This is a genomic window from Gilliamella sp. X-60 (assembly GCF_057063585.1).
Genome location: NZ_JBXSQJ010000001.1, coordinates 139,980 through 162,510, shown reverse-complemented (window position 1 = coordinate 162,510; position 22,531 = coordinate 139,980). Strand labels below are relative to the sequence as shown.

Sequence of the window (22,531 nt, the reverse complement as noted above, 5' to 3'; positions counted from 1 at the left end):
GATTAATGAAGATTAATTTTTTATATGCTGATGATAATCAGCAGCTTCAATCTTTACGTCATGCAATTGAAGAACAAGAAAAGCGTTTAGCACAGCAAAAAAAAGAGCGTAATGAGCTTGTTAATAACCTCAAAGAACAAGAAACCGAAATTGCTAAACTTTTAACATCAATTGAAAGAAATGATTTATCACTCAGAAAGCTCGATCAAGAAATCAATAATTTAATTGAACAAATCGATGTATTAACGATAAAACAAAAACAACAACGAATGATATTATCAAAACAGCTAGAAAGCGCATTTAAATTAGGCAATACAACTGGGTTGGAGTTGATTTTTTCGGGTGAGAAAAGTGAACGTAATGACCGTATAATCACTTATTACGGTTACATTAACCAAGCACGTCAACAACAAATTCACGATCTTCAAGATACACAAACCCAATTAAACGAAAAAAGAGTTGAGTTACAAAAAAAGCAAGCTTTGCATAAAACATTACAAAGTAAACAGAAAGAGCAACAAGCAGGGCTTGAAAAAAACCGTCAAAATCGGCAAAACACGATAACTTCTCTTGAGTCATCCATGCAAGTAAATCAACAAAAATTAATTGATTTACGTCATAATGAAATTAAATTACAAGCGAAAATCGCCCAAGCGGAAAAAGAAAATCGGCGCATAGCAGAAGAAGAAGCAAAACAAGCAAAAAATATTGAAGAAAAGCAAAAGAATACGCGTTATAATCCGAATTCTGATGAGCGGTCATTAATGGCGCGTGTAAGTGGTATTGGTAAACCTCAGCACCAGTTTAGTTGGCCTGTGAATGGTCGTGTTGTACATAGGTTTGGGGAGTCACTCCAAGGTGAATTACGCTGGAAAGGAATAGTGATTAATGCCAAAGATGGCACGCAAGTTAAAGCCATTGCTGATGGTCGAGTTATATTGGCAAGTTGGTTACAGGGCTATGGCTTTGTTGTTGCGCTTGAGCATGGTAAAGGTGATATGAGTTTATATGGCTATAATCAACGCATGTTGGTTGCGGTGGGGGACAAGATTCAAAGTGGGCAACCTATTGCATTAGTTGGTTCAAGTGGTGGGCAAAATACGCCTGCTTTATATTTTGAGATCCGTCGTGATGGTAAGGCACTTGACCCGAGTGGGTGGTTAAAATAGTGCGTTATTTTATTATTATTCTTATTATAAGCCTATGGGCGTTAAATACTCACAGTGTTTGGGCTGCAAAACTTGCTATCGTCATTGATGATTTTGGATATCGTCAACATAATGAAGAGCAAGTAATTTCATTGTCGCCTAATATTAATGTTGCGGTTTTACCCAATTCGCCCCATGCTAGGCGTATTGCAAATAGGGCTCATGATCATGGTAATGATGTGATAATTCACTTACCTATGGCACCACTAGGTAAACAGCCTCTAGAGAAAGACACGCTATTTCCCTCTATGAGCGACGTTGAAGTAAATCGCATTGTAACCAATGCGATTGAGCAGGTGCCGCATGCGATTGGTGTTAATAATCATATGGGTAGTTTGATGACATCAAATCTTACTGGTATGGCACATGTTATGAAAGCATTGAGCCATTATTCAATGTTTTTCTTGGATAGTAAAACAATCGGTAAAACTCAAATAAAAAAAGCTGCCAGCTATTATAATATCCCAGTGTTAACGCGAGATGTATTTTTAGATGATGAGCAAAAAGAAAGTGCTATTAGCCAGCAATTTGATTTGGCCGTTAAGCTGGCACGAAAAAATGGTATAGCCATTGCTATTGGTCACCCTCATCCGCAAACGATTAATGTATTAAGAACAAAGCTTGCTAATTTACCTGAAGATATTGAATTGACCAAACTGAGTCATTTGATTACGACAATACCAACATCAGCGAAGCATAAAACTACGCTGAAAGACATTTTTGAAAAATGTAAAAAACAAATTGAAGAATTATCAAATTATAAAACTTTAGACGAATAATGATTACCTTTTTTCTAAAGTTCGATGCCGAATTTGCACTTGCTTGTTTTGGGCTTTAAAAAATGCGGCTAATTGTTCCACAATAAAGACAGAGCGATGTTGACCTCCAGTGCAGCCAATTGCAATGGTTAAGTAACTGCGGTTATTCTTTTCTAACAAAGGTAGCCATTGATTTAAGTAATTGGCAGTTTGATAGATAAAATTAGATACTTCGTCGTGTTTTAATAAATATTCTTTTACAGGCTCATCTAATCCTGTTAGTGGCCGCAAGCTGACATCCCAATGCGGGTTGGGTAAAAACCTAACATCAAACACAAAATCGGCATCAACCGGTAAACCATGTTTAAACCCAAATGATTCAAAAATTATGGTTAATTCGCGTTCTTTTTTACCCAAAATACGTGATCTTAATATGCCAGATAGTTCATGAACTGAAAGGTTATCGGTGTTTATAACTAGGCTTGCATGCGATTTTAAAGGTTCTAGATATTTTTCTTCAAGATCGATTGCTTCTTCAAGAGAATATTGTTGATTGGTTAATGGGTGAATTCGCCTTGTTTCACTATAGCGCCGAATTAATGTATTGCGACTACAATCAAAGAAAATAATTTCGGGTGTGACTGTTTGAGGTAAGCGTTGAAAAATATCGCTATTAAAATCAAAATTCTCAGGTAAGTTTCGAATATCAATACTAATAGCAACAGGGGTATTATTGTCTTTTAATGAGTTGGCTAATTGCGGTAATAAAACAACGGGGATATTATCAACACAATAAAATCCCATATCTTCTAGCGCTCGCAGAGCGATTGATTTGCCAGAACCCGAGCGACCACTTACTATCAATAGAATCACAATATTAACTCCAATATCATTGATGGTTTAATTATATACTGTTTATTTCTTTATATACAATTTCGAATATAAATAATAGTGTTAACAATTAATATTCAGTTTTAATTTTAGTGATCAATTGTTTAAGTGCTTGACCTCGATGTGATATTTGGCTTTTCTGTTCTTTAGTTAGCTGCGCTGCGCTGCAGCCTAATTCTGGCACATAAAAAAGTGGGTCATAACCAAATCCCCCTTCGCCTTGTTCTTCATTTAAGATTAAACCATGCCATTTGCCTAAACAGATGATAGGAGTTGGGTCGTTTTCGTGTCGCATAAAAACCAGCGCACAATAAAAGTAAGCGGTGCGTCTTTCTTTTGGCGTGTTTTGTAATGCCTTAAGTAATTTTTTATTGTTGCTTTTATCATCACTATGTTCACCCGCATAACGAGCTGAGTAGATGCCAGGTTGTCCATCTAGCGCATCGACCGCTAAGCCAGAGTCATCAGCAATGGCAGGGAGTCCTGTTAATTTGGCGGTATGCCTTGCTTTTAAAATTGCATTTTCAATAAAGGTTAAACCGGTTTCCTCGACATCGGGCACATTAAATTGGCTTTGCGCAATAATATCAAAACCTGCATCGGCGAGTAATTTTTGCAATTCATTGACTTTGCCTTGATTATTTGTTGCTAAAACAATTTTTTGCATTTTATTTCCTTTATATCAATTGGTTATAATTTATTAGTACGAGCAGATTTTATATAATTGGCGCTAATGTTATATCCCTATTTTAAAAATCCGGTTCACAGCTAAACGTCATACTTTCGCCTGTTTTGGGGTGATTAATTGTGAGTAATTGCGCATGTAATAGCAGTCTTTTAGACATGGCAAATGCTTCGGGATGCGCATAAAATTTATCACCTAAAATCGGGTGACCAATGGCTTGCATATGAACACGTAATTGATGCGATCGCCCTGTAAAAGGCAATAATTTTACTCGTGTTGTATTATCTGGATTGCGTGAAATCACCTGATATTCAGTTAGCGCATGTTTGCCATTTTCTAAATCGACCATTTGCCTTGGGCGATTGGGCCAATCACAAATTAAAGGTAATTCGACACAACCTGTGTCATTTTGAATATGCCCATGTACAACAGCAATATAGATTTTTTTAGGGATCCTTTCTCGAAACTGTTTTTTTATTTCTCGATCAGCCAGTTTAGACAGTGCGGCAACCATAATGCCACTGGTTGCCATATCTAACCGATGAACGGATTCGACGTAGCTATATTTTTGCTGTAATCGATGAATAATACTATCAATAAATTGGGGTTTATTGCCTGAAACTGACAAAATACCAGGTTGTTTGTTTACAACCACAATATGGTCGTCTTGATACAAAATAGATAGCCAAGGTTCAATAGGCGGGTGATATTCCAAAAGCATTTATGTGTGACAATTTGTAAAATAAAATTGCCACACATTCTAACAAACTCAACAAAAAGTGCCAGTGTTATAAATAACGTTACTTATTACTCCAGATTGAACCTTTAGGCGATGGGAAGATCTGTGAGATTAACACGCCTAAACCAACAATAAGATAGCAGGCAAAAATAATAATCATCCATTGTGACATTTCGATGGTTAAAAATGACCAAATTTTATCGGCACAAGAACCATAAGCTTTAAACATGCTAGGAAACCAAGAATCTAAGGGCAACCAAACGGGAAATTGCGCATTAATTGTGCAAGTGTCGCTTAAGTTAGGTTCGAACTGTAAATGGGCATGGAATGCTGCTAAAGTAAAGCCTTGATAGGCGCTAAAAAGCCAAATTAAAAGCCCCATTAACCGAACCACAATATTAGAAGGTGCAATAAATCCAATAATACTCGCCAGCATGATACCGAAAATAGCACAACGTTGATAAATACAGAGAGTACAAGGAGCAAGCCCTAAACTATGTTGAAAATAAAGTGCGGTTATTTCAAAAGTAAGAGTAGAAAAGAACAATAAGAACCAAGCAAATCGACCTTTTGAGTATTGATTAAGCAACGATAACATACTATTTTATTCTCCCATATTCCGTTATAATCTTTTCTTTAATTATATCGAATATAATCTATCTTATTTTTTAATTACGATAGTGTAGTTTATTTTTGAATAATGTAAACGACTTTATCTATAGATGGCGGGTTAATCATTTCTTATGGACTCAACTGTTCCACAATCAAAATTACAAGTCTCATTTGTTACTATTTCAGAGGAAAATGCGACGCAGCGAATTGATAACTTTTTAATCACCTATTTAAAAGGTGTGCCAAAAAGTATGATTTATCGTATTTTAAGGAAAGGTGAAGTTCGTGTTAACAAAAAACGGATCAAACCTGAATATAAATTGAATATTGGTGATGAAGTCCGAATTCCTCCTGTTCGCATGACAGAAAAATCTATGCCCGAAATTTCGACTAAGCTTAATAAAGTTGCTGACTTAGAAAAAGCAATTATCTATGAAGACGAGGTAATGCTGGCGATCAATAAACCATCAGGTATTGCCGTTCATGGTGGTAGTGGCTTAAGTTTTGGCGTAATTGAAGGCTTGCGCGCCTTAAGACCAGAAGCGAAGTTTTTGGAGTTGGTTCATCGCATCGACCGTGAAACATCGGGTGTGTTGTTGATTGCTAAAAAGCGCTCTGCATTAAAAGCGCTACACGAACAATTACGACTTAAACAAATGCAGAAAAATTATTTGGCACTTGTTAAGGGGAATTGGTCTTCTGACTGTAAAGTGATACAAGCACCATTGCTTAAAAATGTATTAAAAAGTGGTGAGCGAGTGGTGAAAGTTGATAAAGAAGGTAAACCATCTGAAACGCGTTTTAAAGTTGAAGAACGTTTTAATTTTGCCACGTTAATTAAAGCAAGCCCTGTTACTGGGCGTACCCATCAAATCCGTATACATACGCAATATGCTAATCATCCAATTGCTTTTGATGATCGCTATGGTGATAGGCAATTTGATGCATTATTGGCTGATACAAAGCTTAATCGATTATTTTTACATGCCGCCAGTGTTAAATTTATTCATCCTAAAAGTTTACAAGAGATGCAATTACATGCGCCAATGGATGCTACTTTACAGGCTTGTTTAACCTATCTTAGAAAAGATAAATATCAGCAAAAAGAATTTTAAAATAAAAAAGGTAGTGAGTACGAATGAAAGATATTAATTTATATTTAATTAGACATGGTCAAACGCAGTGGAATATTAAAGATCAGATGCAAGGGTCACAAAATTCACCGTTAACCGAACAAGGTATTTTAGGTGCTAAAGTCACGGGGCAACATTTAAAAAATGTTCCTTTTATGCAAGCATACTCAAGTCCCCAACAACGCGCAATGGAAACCCGCGATTATATTGTGAACGAAAATAATCTTGCTATTCCTACTTATGAGCTTGCTCATCTACGCGAAATGGATTTTGGCATTTGGGAAGGTAAACATGTACCAACTTTAAAACAAGAAGTGCCCGAATTTAACGTTTATTTAACTGATCCCGCTAATTTTGATGCCGCTGTCAATCAAGGCGAAAATTACCTTGATATACTCGCGCGTATGAAGCAGGGGCTAAACACTATTGTACAAAACGCACCCCAAGATACCGGTAATATTTTGGTTGTATCGCACGGTACAGTATTACGCATATTACTTTGTGTTTTAAATGGTGGCGATTGGCGTTTACATCGTGATGAGGCTTATTTTCCACGGATGTTAAATACCAGCATTAGTGTAGTTAACTATAAACAAAGTAATGATCAGGATGAAGGTATATTTACTGTGAAATTTTTCAATAATGTGGATCATTTAGCTGAAAAATAAAGGCGTTATCTTCTCGACTAGTGGTTATTTCAATGATTAGTCGAGAAGTTATCGTTACAGTCAATTATCGCTTATAAGCTGCATAACGTTTTTGTAGCTGTTTTAATTGATTGATTCTGGCATCAATTTTGGAAATCATTGTTTGATTACCTTTGGTTTGAGTTTTAGCATTTTGTAGTAATTGAATGGCTTGCTGAAATTGACCTTCTAGTGCAATTGCTTCGGCTTGCGCACTCATTTCTTGAGCCCTTGAATGTAACCCGCCATAAGCTTTAATGAGTAACTCCCAGCCATTGGTATCATCATTGTGGTCAAACGTATAGCGGTGTAACAAGCTTACAGCTTGTTGATAGTTTGCATTTTTTATATATGCATTAGCTAAATTCAACTGCAATGCAGAGCTATCCGGTGCTTTTTTTAACGCTGCTTGTAGGCGGGTTATTGCGGTACTACTATTGTTGAGCGCCAAATCAATATCAGTCATTAAATCAATATACCAAATATTATTCGGGTCACTGTCTAATAATGGTTGCAGTTGTTGTTTTGCTTTTTGATTATTTCCACTTAGGTTGTCAGTTAAAGCATTACCATAAATAATGGCTATTTTACTTTGTTCATTATTTAGTTTTTTGTAATCCTCAATTAATCGTTTTGCGGTATTTTTATTTTTAGCCATCAATATTGCTAACCGAGCTTTTACTAAATAATAGCTTAACGATGGCGATACGTTCTTTTTACTATATTGCATTGAGCGATTGCGGATATCAGTTAATCGGCTATTAGGTAATGGGTGAGTAAGTAGTATTTCAGGCGCTTTACTACTAAAACGGCTTTGATCGGCGAGTTTTTGTAAAAATTCAGATGAAGCATAAGGATCAAATCCAGCTTTAGCAAGCGTTCTTAAACCAACACGATCGGCTTCTTGTTCATTACTTTGCGTAAAGCTAATCATACTTTGAGCCGAGCCTGCCATGGTGCTGGTCATTGCCGCCATACCAGCTTCGGGATTGGCTAATGTTAGTAATAAAGACCCTAATGTTGCCCCCCAAACATAAGGACTATTACGGTTTTGGTTTTCCATTGCTCTGGCCAAATGACGTTGGGTGACATGCCCAATTTCGTGAGCCATAACAGAGGCCAATTGGCTTTCATTATCGGTATCTAATATGAGCTTAGAATGAATGACAACATTTCCACCAAAAAAAGCGAATGCATTAAGTACATCACTTTTCATAATATAGAAATGAAAAGGCGTTTTTACTGATTCTGATTTAGCAACTAATTTATTACCTAAATCATTAATATATTGGTTTAAAACTGGGTCGTTTATGATAGGAGAGCCTGCTCGTAGCATTCGCATATAATAATCGCCCATTTCCATTTCTTGGCCGATACTTAATGTTGTAGCTGCTGCGGTGCCAATATCTGGCAGATTGATATTATCCGCATATACGATAGATGTGTTTTGTAATAACAACGAGGTAGAGAGTGCAAATGCAATGGCTTTTTTTAACATTCTTTCAACCAATTGAGATAAGATTTTTGTTGATCTATTTTAGCCGAAAAAAAGAACTATATCACTTTGAATTTATCATTAGGATGCTTAGTTTGTTTGAGGTGATAAGCATAAAAAGTGACTATTTTTATGATTGAAATGACAAAAACTCAACAACCGTATCAGTACGGCCGTTGAGCTTTGATGTTAATAATCGAGTTTTATTATGCTTTATGGTGGCGATTTTTAATGAATTCAATAATATTATCAACGTTTACCATTTCTTTATCGCCACCAGCACGATGTTTGTATTCAACTTCGCCATTTTCAAGATTGCGCTCACCAATGACAATCGTATGAGGAATACCAATAAGTTCAGCATCAGCAAACATCACCCCTGGTCGCTCTTTACGGTCGTCAAAGAGTACCTCAATGCCAGCAGCTTGTAGATCAGCGTAAAGTTTTTCAGCTGTTGCTTGGACTTTTTCTGATTTGTGCATATTCATTGGAATAATCACGACACTAAACGGCGCAATAGCTTCTGGCCAAACAATACCACGTTCATCATGGCATTGTTCAATAGCCGCTGCTACAATTCGACTAACGCCAATCCCATAACACCCCATGATCATGACATGATTTTGCCCATCCTCACCTTGCACTGTGGCTTTCATTGCTTGTGAGTATTTTGTACCAAGTTGGAAGATATGCCCAACTTCAATCCCTCGTTTGATTTGTAATGTCCCTTTGCCATCAGGGCTAATATCACCCTCAACCACATTGCGAATATCTTCAATGCGAGGTAAAGCAGCGTCACGTTCCCAATTGATATTAAAATAGTGTTTATGATCGATATTGGCACCAGCACTAAAATCGCTCATCACGGCCACGTCACGGTCAATAATAATTGGCATATTTAAGTTAATTGGACCTAATGATCCCGGTCCTGCATTAACTAACGCGCGAATTTCTTCTTCGGTTGCAAATTCTAACGGTGAGGCAACGATATCAATTTTTTCGGCTTTTATTTCATTTAAAGTATGATCGCCTCGAACTAATAAAGCGACTAATTGGTGACCGCTTTCTTTGGTGGCTTTCACCATTAGGGTTTTCACGGTTTTTTCAATCGGCAAATTGAACTGTTCGACTAATTCGTCAATGGTTTTGGCATTTGGGGTATCGACCAGTTCCATGGCTTTAGTTGGCTCTGCACGTTTTTGCATTGGTGCTTGTGCTTGTGCCATTTCGATATTAGCTGCATAGTCCGATTCCGTTGAAAACACGATGTCGTCTTCACCGCTGTCAGCTAATACTTGGAACTCATGTGACCAGTTACCACCAATCGATCCTGTGTCAGCGCGCACTGCTCTAAAGTTTAAACCTGCACGCGTAAACACAGCGCTATAGGCTTTATACATATCATCATAAGTTTCTTGCAATGATTCTTGTGAGGTATGGAAAGAATAGGCATCTTTCATAATAAATTCACGCGAACGCATCACACCAAAGCGAGGGCGCACTTCATCACGAAATTTAGTTTGAATTTGATAGACATTAAGTGGTAATTGTTTGTACGAACTTACTTCATTACGGAGTAAGTCAGTAATTACTTCTTCATGGGTTGGGCCCAACACAAAATCACGATCACCACGGTCTTTAATCCGTAATAGTTCTGGGCCATATTGTTCCCAACGCCCACTTTCTTGCCAAATATCAGCAGGTTGTACGACCGGCATTAATACTTCTATTGCTCCTGCTTTGTTCATCTCTTCACGAACAATATTTTCTACTTTTTTAAGGACTCGGTAACCAGTGGGAAGCCAAGTATATAAACCCGCAGCCACTTTACGGATCATGCCTGCACGTAACATTAATTGATGGCTAATGACTTCTGCATCAGCGGGGGTTTCTTTTAACGTTGAAAGAAGATATTTACTGGTTCGCATAAATTTATCCCGAAAATAATTTATTTATAAATATAATAAAAATGTGAGCTAGTTTAGCAGCACCCAGCGCAACACTAAAGTAATTTTATCGCTATTTTAAATATAAAACTAACGGTAAAACCTTAAGACAACATTAAGTAAACGTTTTTTAGGTTATTGGTCGACTGTAAATTATTTTGCGATATAGATGCTAATACTTTTGTCTATGAATTCTTAGTTACTGTGATTTAACCGACAATGCAATTTGCGGTAAAACCGTAGATTGTTTTATTTATTATGAATCAAAATTGATACTTTATTTGTTTTTAATTTGTTTGGTATCAAATTGAATATTATTTATTGTGTTGATTATATTTAATTTTTTATTGATAGTGTGATTGGGATCACTTTGTAATAGTCGTTAATTTGATATTATATCTACAGCATATTTGATTAAGGAGTAGTATAAAATGAGTAAGTCAATGACTAACAAAGCTGTAATAGATTCAAAGAATGGAGCAGTATTACCCAAATGGCAAAAAAGTGATACATTATGGATGCTTAGTCTTTATGGTACTGCGATTGGCGCTGGAGTACTTTTTCTACCAATTAATGCGGGGGTAGGCGGATTAATTCCATTATTGGTTATGCTGATTCTTGCTTTTCCAATGACATTTTTTGCGCACCAAGCTTTGTGTCGATTTGTATTATCAGGCAAAAGTCGTGAAGGTGATATCACCGTTGTGGTTGAAGAGGCTTTTGGGCGAACAGCAGGAAACTGGATAACAGTGCTTTATTTTTTTGCAATTTACCCAATATTATTAGTCTATAGTGTTGGCATTACCAACACGGTAGATAGCTTTATGGTTCATCAATTGGGAATGGAATCACCACCGCGAGCTTTACTTTCATTTGTTTTAGTTGCATTTTTAATGTCAATTGTGCATTTTGGTGAAGAACTTATTGTTAAAGTTATGTCAATATTAGTTTTTCCATTTATTGCTGTTTTAATGATTTTAGCTTTATTTTTAATTCCGCAATGGAATGGTGAAATTTTTGCTAATTTATCTCTTGGCGGTAATGGCAGTGATGGTGAACAAAGTATTTTAATGACACTTTGGCTAGTGATTCCTGTTATGGTTTTTGCGTTTAATCACTCGCCTATTATTTCATCTTTAGCAGTAGCTAAACGTAAAGAATATGGTGAAACTTATGCTGCTCCAAAATGTACTAAAATTATTGCAGCAAGTAATATAATGATGGTTGTAACGGTTATGTTTTTTGTTTTTAGCTGTGCATTTTGTTTAACGCCAGCAGAGCTTTTAGAAGCGAAAGCGCAGAATATTTCAACGTTATCTTATTTGGCTAATCGATTTAACTCACCTGTTATTGAATATATTGGTCCTCCAATTGCGTTTATTGCTATGGCAAAATCATTTTTAGGTCATTATCTAGGTGGTAAAGAAGGTTTTAATGGTATTGTCAATAAATTCTTGCGTAGCCGCAATAAAACCATTTCAGAAAAGAAACTTGATAAACTTGCTATTGTATTTATGTTTGTAACAGCATGGGGTGTTGCCACATTGAATCCCAGTATTTTAGGTCTTATTGAATCACTTGGTGGTCCAATTTTAGCGGTATTATTGTTCTTAATGCCAATGTATGCAATTCATAAATTACCCGTATTAGCAAAATATCGAGGAAAGCCAAGTAATGTGTTTATTGTTGTTATGGGGCTAGTTGCGATTTCAGCTGCTATCTATAATTTATTATAAAATTGATTAAATGGGTAATAACCACCTATTTGTTTATGCAATAAATAAAACCCGTCGATATTTATCGATGGGTAAAAAGTCTATTGGTAAACCTGACTAACTGTAAAATAAACATTAATTACTAATGAATATTAAAAACTTATTTTCATAATCTTTAAAAGTGATGTTTAGCTATCACTATGACAATTAATGCGATGTGTTGATAAGATTATTTTTATTTAACTAGTACAAATAATTTATAAAGTTATAACTAGGCCAGCAGTATTAATTTATTTTTGGCATCAAAAAGGAAAAAATATGAGTTCAGTATTTGAAATATTTAAAATTGGTATTGGTCCTTCAAGTTCGCATACAGTAGGGCCAATGAGAGCAGGGAAGGCATTTGTTGATCAACTAATCGATAATGATATGATGTCATCAGTAACCAAAATTGTAGCTGATGTTTATGGTTCTTTGTCATTAACAGGTAAAGGCCATCAAACAGATATTGCTATTATCATGGGGTTAGCGGGTGAAAAACCTGATACTGTTAATATTGATAATATCCCTATTTTTATCGAAAAATTAAGCCAAACTCACCGTTTAACGATTTATCATAATCGTTACGAAATCGACTTTCCTTTGGATAGTTGTATGGTGTTTCATTCCAAATTTTTGCCATTACATGAAAACGGCATGACGTTGACTGCCTATAAAGGTGATACATTACTCTTTCAAAAAACGTATTATTCCGTGGGTGGTGGTCAAATTGTTGAAGAGGAGCAATTTGGTTTGCAAAAACAAGATTCCACAAAACTGCCTTATCCATTTTCTTCCGCTGCACAGCTATTAAAACATTGTGAAGATAATTCATTGTCAATTTCAAGTATTATGATGAAAAATGAGTTGCAATTACATACCTATGAAGAAATTGAAGATTATTTTTCTCGCGTTGGGCAAACTATTTTAGAATGTATCAAGCGTGGAATGAATACTGAGGGATTATTACCAGGACCGCTTAAAGTTCCTCGTCGTGCGTTTTCGTTATATCGTCAATTATCTACTACCAAAGATAAAATTATCAGTGATCCCATGGTGATTATTGATTGGGTAAATATGTTTGCGCTTGCTGTTAGTGAAGAAAATGCAGCAGGTGGTCGAGTTGTTACTGCGCCAACAAATGGGGCATGTGGAATTATACCTGCTGTGCTGGCTTATTATGATAAATTTATTAATCCGGTTACGCCTGATATTTATATTCGATTTTTTCTAACTTGTGGTGCAATAGGTCAACTTTATCAAATCAATGCGTCTATTTCTGGTGCAGAGGTTGGGTGTCAAGGCGAAGTTGGCGTTGCGTGCTCAATGGCTGCTGCAGGGCTTGCTGAGCTTTTAGGTGGTAATCCTGAGCAAGTTTGCATGGCCGCAGAAATTGCAATGGAACATAACTTAGGATTGACCTGCGATCCAGTTGCTGGTCAAGTGCAGGTGCCTTGTATTGAGCGTAATGCTATTGCTGCTGTCAAATCAATCAATGCAACGAGAATGGCTTTAAGACGAATTACTGCGGCAAAAGTATCTTTGGATAAAGTGATTAAAACCATGTATGAAACAGGAAAAGATATGAATGCAAAGTATCGAGAAACATCACGTGGTGGGCTTGCAATTACGGTTCATTGTAATTAGCAGCGTGAAAATTGTATTGAATTCGCCGGTTTTATAATCGGCGAAAGCTTAGCTTATATTTAGTGCTTCCAGCACATAGTATTAACCTTAGAACGCAAGAAATCATTGTCTGTTAGCATATCTATTTGCTCTACTTTTACTGTGCGTTGTTTTCTTTTTCGTTTGGGCTGCTCTGCTGAGGTAATATGGATAATTTCGTTGTAAGCTAGTAAATTATTAAGCTGATCAAGTTCATCTAATCCACGAAGAACAGAAATCAAAGTTTGTAATGTAATCGATTCACCTTGTTCAATACGTTTTATTGTTGCAATACCAATTTCGGATTTTTGAGCCAATTCTTGCTGAGATAAGTTTTTTTCAATTCTTGCCATTTTTATTCTGCGGCATATCATAGCAATCATATCAGTCGTTTCATTCATGAAATATCCTTTTTATATGATATTCCACGTGATGTGGCATATCATATATTGCTATCAAATCGTTATTTGATTAATGGTAATTTTTCTTGATTTTTGATTTGTTGCTTTTCTAGTTTCTCTAAAATCTTTTTATGAATACCACTAAAACCACCATTACTCATAATTAAAATTGCATCTGTAGGACGGGCTGATTTGGTGATCATTTCAACCAGTAAATCAATATCGCCAGTCCAGTAAGCTGGTTGAATACAAGCATCAACCACATCAGCAACTAGCCAAGGAAGATGTTCAGGTTGGAAGATGAAAATTTCGTCAGCACGTCCAAGCGATGGAGCTAGCTCATCTTTAGACACTCCTAATTTCATTGTGTTTGAGCGAGGCTCAAGCACGGCTAAAATACGGCGATTAGCACCGATTTTACTGCGTAATGCTTCTAATGTTGCTAAGATTGCCGTTGGGTGATGCGCAAAATCATCATAGATTTCGATATTATTCATTTCACCGTAGAGTTCTAAACGCCTTTTTGCATTTACGAACGTACCTAATGCCAAACAAGCATCTGCTGGATCAATGCCTACATTATGAGCGGCAGCAATTGCCATTAGTGCATTATGCATATTATGTTCGCCGACTAATGAATATTTTACTTCGCCCACTTTTTTATTGTTATAGAAAACAGCAAAATGGCTTGCGTCGTTATTGATACGTTGTGCTAACCAGCCTGTTTCTGATTCAGTAAATACTTGTTCGCTCCAGCAGCCTTTAGCCAATACTTGTTTTAAATTCACATCTTCTTGAGGTGCAATAATCAGCCCTTTGCTAGGTACTAAACGAACTAGATGGTGAAATTGTTTTTGAATTGAGCTTAGATCATCAAAAATATCTGCATGATCAAATTCTAAATTGTTCATGATAAGTGTTTTAGGGCAGTAATGCATGAATTTTGAACGTTTATCAAAGAAAGAACAATCATACTCATCCGCTTCAATAACAAAATAGTTACCTTCACCTAACCTTGCTGATACATCAAAATTACCAGGTACACCACCAATAACAAAACCTTGTTTATAATTTTGTTTTTCTAAAATCCAATTGACCATACCAGCTGTTGTGGTTTTGCCATGAGTTCCCGCAACCGCAATGACCCAGCGATCGCGTAACACATTATCATGTAGCCATTGCGGTGCTGAAATATAAGGAATATTGTTATCCAAAATATATTCAACGCAAGGATTGCCTCGCGATAGGGCATTGCCAATAATAACTAAATCAGGCGTAGATGTCAGTTGCAATGGATCATATCCGTCAATGATATCAATGTGTTCTTTTTGTAAAAGTGTACTCATTGGTGGGTAAACATTTTTATCTGAACCTGTTACTTGATGACCCAGAGAACGCGCTATTAATGCAATCCCTGCCATAAATGTGCCACAAATTCCAAGAATATGAATATGCATTTTGAATCCTTAACGTTGTATAAATTTTATCTCAATGATGTTGCGTAACCATTGTCTATTTGACCAGTAATCAGATGTAAATTTAGTGCAATTTTGTCATTATAATCGATTCTACTTGCTTATGCGATAGGCCATAGATGTTTAATCATTAGTTGCGGAGCTTGGTTGCCACGAAACTCATCTACATCTAAATGATAAACGACTTGTACATTTTTTATTGATTGATCAGGCCATTGCTGTCGATTTACATTAAAAAATATGCCCTCAATAAGTGGACCACCATTTTTGGGTTCTAAGACTAATTTAAGGTGTTTATCTGCAAATAAGAATTGTTGATGAATAATAAATTCACCATCAAAAATGGGGGTACCAAACCCTTCGCCCCATGGACCTGATTCTTTTAACTGTTTGGCGATTGCATAAGTAAAATCTTGCTTATCTATTTCACCATCAGTTTCGATGATTTGTTCTAGCACATCGGGGTGTAATCGAGTGTTTACAAGTGCTTCAAAACAGCTTCTAAAACGTTCTAAATCTTCTTCGCGAATGGTTAATCCAACGGCCATCGCGTGGCCACCAAAGCTCACTATTAAATCGGGATGTTGCTGATTTAATTCATCAATAAAATCACGCAAATGAATGCCCGGAATTGAGCGTCCAGAGCCTTTTAAAAAACCATCTTGAGTTGAGGCGAACGATATAACAGGGCGATAATATTTATCTTTTAAACGTGCGGATAATATCCCAATAATGCCTTGATGCCACTCAGGATGATAAAACACGAGCAAGCTAGGTATAGAGGCGTTTTGTTTTTCAATTTCTTGAATAAATGACAAAGCTTCTTTATGCATTGTTTGTTCAATGAGCTTTCGATCGTTATTGAGATTATTAAGATCTGTTGCTTTGCTAATAGCAGATTCATAATCATCACAAAGTAATAATTGAACACCTAATGTCATATTGTCCATTCTACCGGCTGCGTTTAATCGTGGGGCAATATAAAATGCTAAATCGGTTGAAGTTATCGAAGTAGGCTCTTTTTTGGATATCTGTAATAAGGCCTTGATTCCTTCACTACAATAACCAGATCGAATCCTGTTTACACCTTGGTGAACCAAAATGCGATTATTATGATCAAGTTTAACAACATCAGCAATAGTACCTAAAGCAACTAAATCTAATAAATTTGCCAGATTATATTCGGTCAAATTATTATCAGCGAACCAATTCTCTTGTCGTAATTTTGCGCGTAAAGCCAGCATAAAGTAAAAGGCGACACCAACTCCAGCTAAATGCTTAGAGGGAAAAACACAATTAGGTAAATTAGGATTGATGATGGCATCGGCATTAGGTAATTGTGCTGGGCATAAATGGTGATCAGTAATAATAACAGACAAGCCTGATTGCTTTGCAAAGTCAACGCCTTCATTGGCAGAAATGCCGTTGTCAACAGTAATAATAAGCTGCGCACGTTGTAAAATAGCTTTTTTAACAACCGAAACGCTTAACCCATATCCATCATCAAAACGATCTGGAATAATATAATCAACAAAAAGACAACCCATATTTTTAAGTGCCTTGACGGTTAAGGCCGTGCTTGTTGCACCATCAGTATCAAAATCGCCAACAACCATAATGCGCTCATTATTTTTCATGGCTAAAAAAAGTATTTCGACTGCTTTTTCAATACCCTCTAATTTATCGTAATTACATAGATTGCGTGTGGTATAGTCGAGCTCATGCATGCTAGTAACGCCACGCAAGGCATAAATTCGCTGTAGCAATAACGGGATATCATGAGTAAATTCTGGATAGACTTCAGGTAATTTGCGATGTCTTAATTTATTTTTTTTCATATTTAATATGCTAGCGCATTCGCGCTAACATGTATTTTCACCTTATATTTAAATTTCAACAGTAATCACTGACTAATTGTTATTTAGTTGCTTTTTTATCTAAAATTTCAATTAATTTATCTGCTGGCACATAACCTGAAACAAGTTGCCCATCAGGTAATACAATTGCCGGTGTACCGCTAATACCTAACTTTTTACCAACGTTAAATTGTTGTGTTACATAAGGTATCATACTACTAGCAGGTGAAATAGGCTTATCTTTGTATGCATTGTCAAATGCTGTTTTACGGTCAGTCACACTCCAAATAGATTGCATGTTTTTACCCACATCACTGTCAGCACCCGCACGAGGGAACGCAAAATAGTGCACAGAAATACCTGCATCTAAATATTTATCGATATTTTCATGGAGTAGTTTACAGTAGTGGCAAGTATAATCAGTAAAGACTGAAATGATATACTTTTCATTTTTTGCCTTATACACAATGGCATCTTTTTCAATTGGTTTTATTAGCTGAAGATTGCTGCTATTAGCTATATTTTCAGGTTCATCACCTTGAATATCATAAATAGGGCCTTTGGTTAAATATTTGCCATCTTGTGTAACATAATAAATACCATCTGGAGTACTAACGTTTTTAAATCCCTGAACTGGGCTATCAGTAATTTTTAACTCTTTTTTTTCGTAACCCAATTTATTTAAAGATTTTATAATATCAGTATTACTTGCTAATACCGAAGTTGAAATTAAAGCTAAACCTAAACATAAAACTAATTTTTTCATTCAATTATCCTTATTTTTTCGAACACTATGCTCGAGGATGATGTTTACTGTGTAACTGTTTTAACCTTTCTGTTGCCACATGTGTATAAATTTGGGTAGTTGATAAACTACTGTGTCCAAGTAACATTTGTACAACACGCAAATCGGCACCATGATTAAGAAGATGCGTAGCAAAAGCATGTCGCAATACATGGGGTGAAAGTGCTTCAATATTAATACCAGTTAGTATGGCATAATATTTGATTCGATGCCAGAATGTCTGTCGAGTCATTTTTTTACCTAATCGGCTTGGAAAAAGAACATCAACAGGTCCTGTTTTTAGAAGATCATTTCTAGCATATTTAAAATAATATTCAAGCCAGTAAATCGCTTCTTCTCCAAGTGGCACTAAACGTTCTTTATTACCTTTACCAATTACTCTTACCACCCCTTGGCGTAAGCTAACATCACTAATTTCTAAATTCACTAACTCAGAGACGCGTAAGCCTGTGGCATAAAGCACTTCTAACATGGCTTTATCCCGAAGTTCAATCGGATCTTCTATATTAGGCGATTCAAGTAGTGCATCGACTTGTGATTCGGTTAAATCTTTAGGCAATTTTTTAGGAAGTTTGGGAGATGATAACACCGCAGAAGGATCATCAGTGCGATAATTTTCTTGATATAAATACTGAAAAAAACGTTTAGTTGCGCTAAGCAAACGCGCTGAACTACTTGCTTTATACCCGTCTTTGACGCGCAGCATTAAAAAGTCTTGTAAGTTAAGCGTTTGGGCAGTCAGGAAAGTGACATTTTGTTGTTGTAAAGATTGACTTAATGCCAACAAATCAAGTTTATAAGAAGCAATGGTATTTTCAGCTAAGTTCCTTTCTAGCCATAATGAATCTAAAAACCTTTCTATTAACATTTTATTTTGGGCGGGTGTGTCTTGACTAGACATCAATAATTATCTCTACCTCACAGTTATTTGTTTCATTATATACTAACTGTCAATAAGTTGTAGTTTAAGCTAAATTGCTATTTTTAGTATCATTGTTACCATTAAAAATAATTTGTATCAACTCACCACTTACTATTCTAGTTGCAATAAGCTTTTCAACAGTTGTTACATACCTGTTTAACTAACAGAACTGATTAATATTAAACAATATTTATTTAACCATTTTTTAAAAAAGATTAAATTTCACACTAAAATAACGTATAGCTTTTTAACTAAACTGCTTGTTATTTGCATTCAGTGATAAAAGGATAAGATATAAATACTATATAGGAAAACATTGAGTTATTTACATTTTATGACTATCGCGTTTCCGTTACTCTACCAATTAATCTTTAAATTTATTATGGTTATAACATAGTTAGCAATAAAACAGAGTTTTTCTTTATTAAAAAGCCAGAATTTTTTGTAAAAAATATTCAGGAGTCTATACCGTTTCAGCGTGTAACTATTTTAAATGCAATCATTTAATAAATTATTTTTGATAAAGAATAAGATTGCTTAAATCCCTTATTTAACAAAGGGATTAAGCCGCTATCAGTTACTGGTTTAAGTAACTGAACTTATTGATATTAAACAATATTTATTTAACCATTTTTTAAAAAAAAGGTTAAATTTCACACTAAAATAATGTATACTTTTTAGCTAAACCGCCTGTTATTTAAACTTAATAATTAAAATATCAGTGTTAAATAAAAAAATAACTAAAAATAACACCGATTAATTTTTATAAAATGGATATAAGGAGGAAAACATGTCAAATGAACTTAATCGTCTTTTGGGGCAACTCGGTGACGGGTTTAGCGATTTAATGGCGGGATTGAGTGGGGTTAGCCATAATAGCTATACCTTAACGGTTGACGGGCTGGGCGCGCCGATGTCGGTTTTGCATGTTGAGGGTGAAGAGTCGTTAAACCAGCCTTGGCGTTATGTGATTACCTTTACCAGTACTGACAAAACCTTATCGCCTGATGCCTTTCTTAATCAAAAATCGACCTTCTCCTTTAATCCTGTTATCAATAAACCATTAACTTCCGCTATCCGTTCATTAAGTGATTTACCCACGTTGACGAATAAACGCACCTTGCATGGGGTGATTACCGAATTTAGTCTGTTATCGGTCAATAAAGATGAAGCCCATTATCAGGTGGTGTTATCTTCGTGCTTAGCACGGCTGAATGTCGGGCAACATAATGCGATATTTCAAAATCAAAGCGTGGTCAGTGTGGTTGAAGAAGTGCTACGCAGTCATGGTTTGACGGGCATTGATTACCGTTTAGAGTTAAAAGACAGCTACCCTGAGCGGGAGTTTATCACCCAATGGCAAGAAAGTGACCTTGCCTTTATTCAACGCTTATTGGCCGATGTCGGTATCTGGTTTCGCTTTGAAACGCATGCTGAGCACCACTGTGATGTAATGGTGTTAAGTGATTATGAGCAAGGCTATGCCCAAGTGGCCGATATCGACTATAAACCGCCCAGTGGCATGGCAGATACCGGTGTTGAAAGTGTGTGGGATATCAGCCTGCATAGTGAAGTAGTGGTTGCCTCAGTCAAGGTACAAGATTATAACTACCGTGATGCCCTCGCCGATTTACAGGGCGAAGTTAACAGCCAACCCAAAGACCGCACCACCTATGGCACTGACTACCGTTATGCCGAGCACTATAAAGGTTTAGATAGCAACGGACAAGACAACCGGCAAAATAGTGGCGATAGTAACGATGATGATGATAATGATAATCGTGATAATGGCAATAACTTTAATGAGAATAACAGGCATGACGAGAATCAGATTGAAAGTGGTCAGTGGTATGCGCGTATTCGCCATGAACAGGCGATTAGCCAGCAAATTATCCTCAAAGGCAAGAGTAACCGCTATAACCTTGCCCCCGGTCAATGGATTAACATCAAAGGCAGTCCGCTGGCCGATATTAATGACGGTATCATTATTTTAAGTGTGCAGGGACAAGGTAACCGTACTGATGCTTATGAGCTCACCTTTACCGCCATTCCCTATCAAGCCTTAAAACCCTATCGGCCTGCGCCCATACGCTGGCCACAAGTCAGCGGCACTTTGCCTGCCCGTGTCACCAGCCCTAATCATGACACCTATGGCTATATCGACCCGCAAGGACGCTATCGGGTTAAATTTAACTTTGATTTAAAAGAGTGGAAAAGTGGCACCGAAAGCTTATGGGTACGTTTAGCCAAACCTTATGCGGGTAACACCTATGGTTTTCACTTTCCGTTAATTGACGGCACTGAAGTAGCCATTGCCTTTATGCAGGGCAATCCCGATAGGCCATATATCGCCCATGCGATGCATGACAGTGCTCACCCTGACCATGTTACCACCATTAACAAACACCGCAATGTGATTCGCACGCCGGCTAATAACAAACTGCGCATGGATGATAAACGCGGGCAAGAGCATATTAAACTGGCCACCGAATACGGCAAAAGCCAACTTAATTTGGGGCATTTGGTCGATAATAAAAAAAGGCAACGTGGTGAGGGCTTTGAACTGCGCACTGACGAATGGGGGGCGATAAGAGCGGGAAAAGGGCTTTTTATTACCTCTGACGAACAATATAAAGCGCAAGATATTCAGCTAAATATGCAACAAGCAAATGAGCAACTCAATAATGCTCTTAATTTGGTATCTGCGCTACAAGATGCGGCAAAACAAGCCAAGGCTGAGTTGGCTGATTTAGAAACACAAAAGAAATTATTAACTCAGTCTCTTGAAGAATTAAAAGCAGCTTCAATTCTACTTTCATCCCCTAAAGGTATTGCTCAAGTGACGCCAAAAAGCATTCAACTTTCTTCCGGTGAAAATCTAATACTATCCAGTTATAAGCACACAGATATTAGCGTATTAAGGAAATTTATGGTAGCAGCTGGCGAGACCATTAGTTTATTTGCACAAAAAATGGGAATTAAATTATTTGCATCCCATGGCAAAGTAGATATTCAAGCACAAAATGACGATATGTTATTAAGTGCACAAAAAGATATCTCAATTGTTAGTCAACAAGGGCGAACTGTTATTTCAGCTAAACAAGAGCTCATTTTGACTTGCGCAGGCGCCTATATTCGACTTGCTGATGGGTCAGTCGAGATTGGCGCGCCAGATAATATTATTAATAAATCAGCAACATGGCAAAAATTGGGGGCTGATAGTTTAAGTCAAATGATGAATAAACAAAAAAGTAGTCATTATTCATTTCATTCGCAATTACGTTGGCAACATGATAATTCTGTTATAAAAAACCGAAAGGTAAGAATTATTCGGGCTGATAATAGTGAAATAGAAGCAGTAACCGATGAAAATGGCATGCTACCTGCACAATACAGCCAATTTGTTGAGCCAATAACTATTGTGATTGAGCCAGAAACAAAAAATTAAACATCGTATTACTAATTTAAATCATGATCACAAATATATAAATAGCAGGAAA

The 22,531-nt window shown here is 36.5% G+C and carries 18 protein-coding genes; 7 read left to right on the top strand and 11 right to left on the bottom strand.

All coding sequences use genetic code 11. The annotated features are described in order from the left end of the window. Positions 1 to 5: 5 nt before the first annotated feature. Both envC and ACYIAM_RS00760 read left to right on the top strand, forming a co-directional pair. Positions 6 to 1,169 carry a murein hydrolase activator EnvC gene (envC, locus tag ACYIAM_RS00765; protein WP_238786538.1) on the top strand — a complete coding sequence of 388 codons (1,164 nt, stop codon included), beginning with the start codon at positions 6 to 8 and terminating at the stop codon, positions 1,167 to 1,169. Further along, a complete protein-coding gene (locus ACYIAM_RS00760) occupies positions 1,169 to 1,987 on the top strand; it encodes a divergent polysaccharide deacetylase family protein (protein WP_483746907.1) in 819 nt (272 codons plus the stop codon). Before envC ends, ACYIAM_RS00760 begins: the two co-directional genes overlap by 1 nt. Before the next feature lie 3 nt (positions 1,988 to 1,990). On the opposite strand, the gene rapZ is transcribed toward ACYIAM_RS00760, so the two are convergent. The 4 genes from rapZ to dsbB form a co-directional block, all read right to left on the bottom strand. Next, positions 1,991 to 2,839, bottom strand: a complete 849-nt coding sequence (gene rapZ, locus ACYIAM_RS00755) for an RNase adapter RapZ (RefSeq protein WP_174797078.1) — start codon at positions 2,837 to 2,839, stop codon at positions 1,991 to 1,993. A gap of 88 nt (positions 2,840 to 2,927) precedes the next feature. After that, positions 2,928 to 3,524 carry an XTP/dITP diphosphatase gene (locus tag ACYIAM_RS00750; protein WP_174797079.1) on the bottom strand — a complete coding sequence of 199 codons (597 nt, stop codon included), beginning with the start codon at positions 3,522 to 3,524 and terminating at the stop codon, positions 2,928 to 2,930. Between the two features lie 82 nt (positions 3,525 to 3,606). Next, positions 3,607 to 4,263, bottom strand: coding sequence for a bifunctional tRNA pseudouridine(32) synthase/23S rRNA pseudouridine(746) synthase RluA (gene rluA, locus ACYIAM_RS00745; RefSeq protein WP_065638549.1), 657 nt, complete (start codon positions 4,261 to 4,263; stop codon positions 3,607 to 3,609). Positions 4,264 to 4,342: 79 nt separating this feature from the next. After that, a complete protein-coding gene (gene dsbB / locus ACYIAM_RS00740; RefSeq protein ID WP_483746906.1) occupies positions 4,343 to 4,879 on the bottom strand; it encodes a disulfide bond formation protein DsbB in 537 nt (178 codons plus the stop codon). Between the two features lie 145 nt (positions 4,880 to 5,024). On the opposite strand from dsbB, the gene rluC reads away from it, so the two are divergent. Both rluC and ACYIAM_RS00730 read left to right on the top strand, forming a co-directional pair. Then, positions 5,025 to 6,008, top strand: coding sequence for a 23S rRNA pseudouridine(955/2504/2580) synthase RluC (gene rluC / locus ACYIAM_RS00735; protein ID WP_483746905.1), 984 nt, complete (start codon positions 5,025 to 5,027; stop codon positions 6,006 to 6,008). Between the two features lie 23 nt (positions 6,009 to 6,031). Then, a complete protein-coding gene (locus ACYIAM_RS00730; RefSeq protein ID WP_174797082.1) occupies positions 6,032 to 6,694 on the top strand; it encodes a histidine phosphatase family protein in 663 nt (220 codons plus the stop codon). A 64-nt stretch (positions 6,695 to 6,758) separates the two neighbouring features. On the opposite strand, the gene bepA is transcribed toward ACYIAM_RS00730, so the two are convergent. Both bepA and proS read right to left on the bottom strand, forming a co-directional pair. Next, a complete protein-coding gene (bepA, locus tag ACYIAM_RS00725; RefSeq protein WP_483746904.1) occupies positions 6,759 to 8,210 on the bottom strand; it encodes a beta-barrel assembly-enhancing protease in 1,452 nt (483 codons plus the stop codon). 203 nt (positions 8,211 to 8,413) lie between these two features. Then, positions 8,414 to 10,135 (bottom strand): proline--tRNA ligase, encoded by a 1,722-nt coding sequence (gene proS, locus ACYIAM_RS00720; RefSeq protein ID WP_483746903.1) that lies wholly within the window; start codon positions 10,133 to 10,135, stop codon positions 8,414 to 8,416. 461 nt (positions 10,136 to 10,596) lie between these two features. Between proS and ACYIAM_RS00715 the strand changes: the two genes are divergently transcribed. Both ACYIAM_RS00715 and ACYIAM_RS00710 read left to right on the top strand, forming a co-directional pair. Next, positions 10,597 to 11,889: a serine/threonine transporter gene (locus ACYIAM_RS00715; protein WP_483746954.1), complete on the top strand. Its 1,293-nt coding sequence runs from the start codon at positions 10,597 to 10,599 to the stop codon at positions 11,887 to 11,889. A gap of 297 nt (positions 11,890 to 12,186) precedes the next feature. Continuing rightward, entirely contained in the window at positions 12,187 to 13,554 is a 1,368-nt protein-coding gene (locus ACYIAM_RS00710) for an L-serine ammonia-lyase (RefSeq protein ID WP_483746902.1), read from the top strand. A gap of 59 nt (positions 13,555 to 13,613) precedes the next feature. Here the strand turns inward: ACYIAM_RS00710 and ACYIAM_RS00705 are convergent, their stop codons facing one another. From ACYIAM_RS00705 to xerD, 5 genes are all read right to left on the bottom strand, one after another. After that, positions 13,614 to 13,973: a helix-turn-helix domain-containing protein gene (locus ACYIAM_RS00705; protein WP_483746901.1), complete on the bottom strand. Its 360-nt coding sequence runs from the start codon at positions 13,971 to 13,973 to the stop codon at positions 13,614 to 13,616. 62 nt (positions 13,974 to 14,035) lie between these two features. Continuing rightward, a complete protein-coding gene (gene mpl / locus ACYIAM_RS00700) occupies positions 14,036 to 15,430 on the bottom strand; it encodes a UDP-N-acetylmuramate:L-alanyl-gamma-D-glutamyl-meso-diaminopimelate ligase (RefSeq protein WP_174797087.1) in 1,395 nt (464 codons plus the stop codon). A gap of 119 nt (positions 15,431 to 15,549) precedes the next feature. Continuing rightward, on the bottom strand, positions 15,550 to 17,286 hold the full coding sequence (gene recJ, locus ACYIAM_RS00695) for a single-stranded-DNA-specific exonuclease RecJ (protein WP_483746900.1): 1,737 nt from the start codon (positions 17,284 to 17,286) through the stop codon (positions 15,550 to 15,552). A 79-nt stretch (positions 17,287 to 17,365) separates the two neighbouring features. Continuing rightward, positions 17,366 to 18,070, bottom strand: coding sequence for a bifunctional protein-disulfide isomerase/oxidoreductase DsbC (gene dsbC, locus ACYIAM_RS00690; protein ID WP_483746899.1), 705 nt, complete (start codon positions 18,068 to 18,070; stop codon positions 17,366 to 17,368). A gap of 25 nt (positions 18,071 to 18,095) precedes the next feature. After that, positions 18,096 to 19,010, bottom strand: coding sequence for a site-specific tyrosine recombinase XerD (gene xerD / locus ACYIAM_RS00685; protein ID WP_483746898.1), 915 nt, complete (start codon positions 19,008 to 19,010; stop codon positions 18,096 to 18,098). 811 nt (positions 19,011 to 19,821) lie between these two features. Here xerD and ACYIAM_RS00680 point away from each other — a divergent pair. Continuing rightward, positions 19,822 to 22,479: a type VI secretion system Vgr family protein gene (locus ACYIAM_RS00680; protein WP_483746897.1), complete on the top strand. Its 2,658-nt coding sequence runs from the start codon at positions 19,822 to 19,824 to the stop codon at positions 22,477 to 22,479. Positions 22,480 to 22,531 lie beyond the last annotated feature (52 nt).

Coding starts and splice junctions, on each gene's coding strand:
- rluC (WP_483746905.1), top strand. CDS start 5,025: ATGGACTCAACTGTTCCACAATCAAAATTACAAGTCTCATTTGTTACT.
- envC (WP_238786538.1), top strand. CDS start 6: ATGAAGATTAATTTTTTATATGCTGATGATAATCAGCAGCTTCAATCT.
- ACYIAM_RS00680 (WP_483746897.1), top strand. CDS start 19,822: ATGTCAAATGAACTTAATCGTCTTTTGGGGCAACTCGGTGACGGGTTT.
- rluA (WP_065638549.1), bottom strand. CDS start 4,263: ATGCTTTTGGAATATCACCCGCCTATTGAACCTTGGCTATCTATTTTG.
- ACYIAM_RS00705 (WP_483746901.1), bottom strand. CDS start 13,973: ATGAATGAAACGACTGATATGATTGCTATGATATGCCGCAGAATAAAA.
- mpl (WP_174797087.1), bottom strand. CDS start 15,430: ATGCATATTCATATTCTTGGAATTTGTGGCACATTTATGGCAGGGATT.
- proS (WP_483746903.1), bottom strand. CDS start 10,135: ATGCGAACCAGTAAATATCTTCTTTCAACGTTAAAAGAAACCCCCGCT.
- ACYIAM_RS00710 (WP_483746902.1), top strand. CDS start 12,187: ATGAGTTCAGTATTTGAAATATTTAAAATTGGTATTGGTCCTTCAAGT.
- ACYIAM_RS00715 (WP_483746954.1), top strand. CDS start 10,597: ATGACTAACAAAGCTGTAATAGATTCAAAGAATGGAGCAGTATTACCC.
- ACYIAM_RS00750 (WP_174797079.1), bottom strand. CDS start 3,524: ATGCAAAAAATTGTTTTAGCAACAAATAATCAAGGCAAAGTCAATGAA.
- bepA (WP_483746904.1), bottom strand. CDS start 8,210: ATGTTAAAAAAAGCCATTGCATTTGCACTCTCTACCTCGTTGTTATTA.
- dsbB (WP_483746906.1), bottom strand. CDS start 4,879: ATGTTATCGTTGCTTAATCAATACTCAAAAGGTCGATTTGCTTGGTTC.
- dsbC (WP_483746899.1), bottom strand. CDS start 18,070: ATGAAAAAATTAGTTTTATGTTTAGGTTTAGCTTTAATTTCAACTTCG.
- xerD (WP_483746898.1), bottom strand. CDS start 19,010: ATGTCTAGTCAAGACACACCCGCCCAAAATAAAATGTTAATAGAAAGG.
- recJ (WP_483746900.1), bottom strand. CDS start 17,286: ATGAAAAAAAATAAATTAAGACATCGCAAATTACCTGAAGTCTATCCA.
- ACYIAM_RS00730 (WP_174797082.1), top strand. CDS start 6,032: ATGAAAGATATTAATTTATATTTAATTAGACATGGTCAAACGCAGTGG.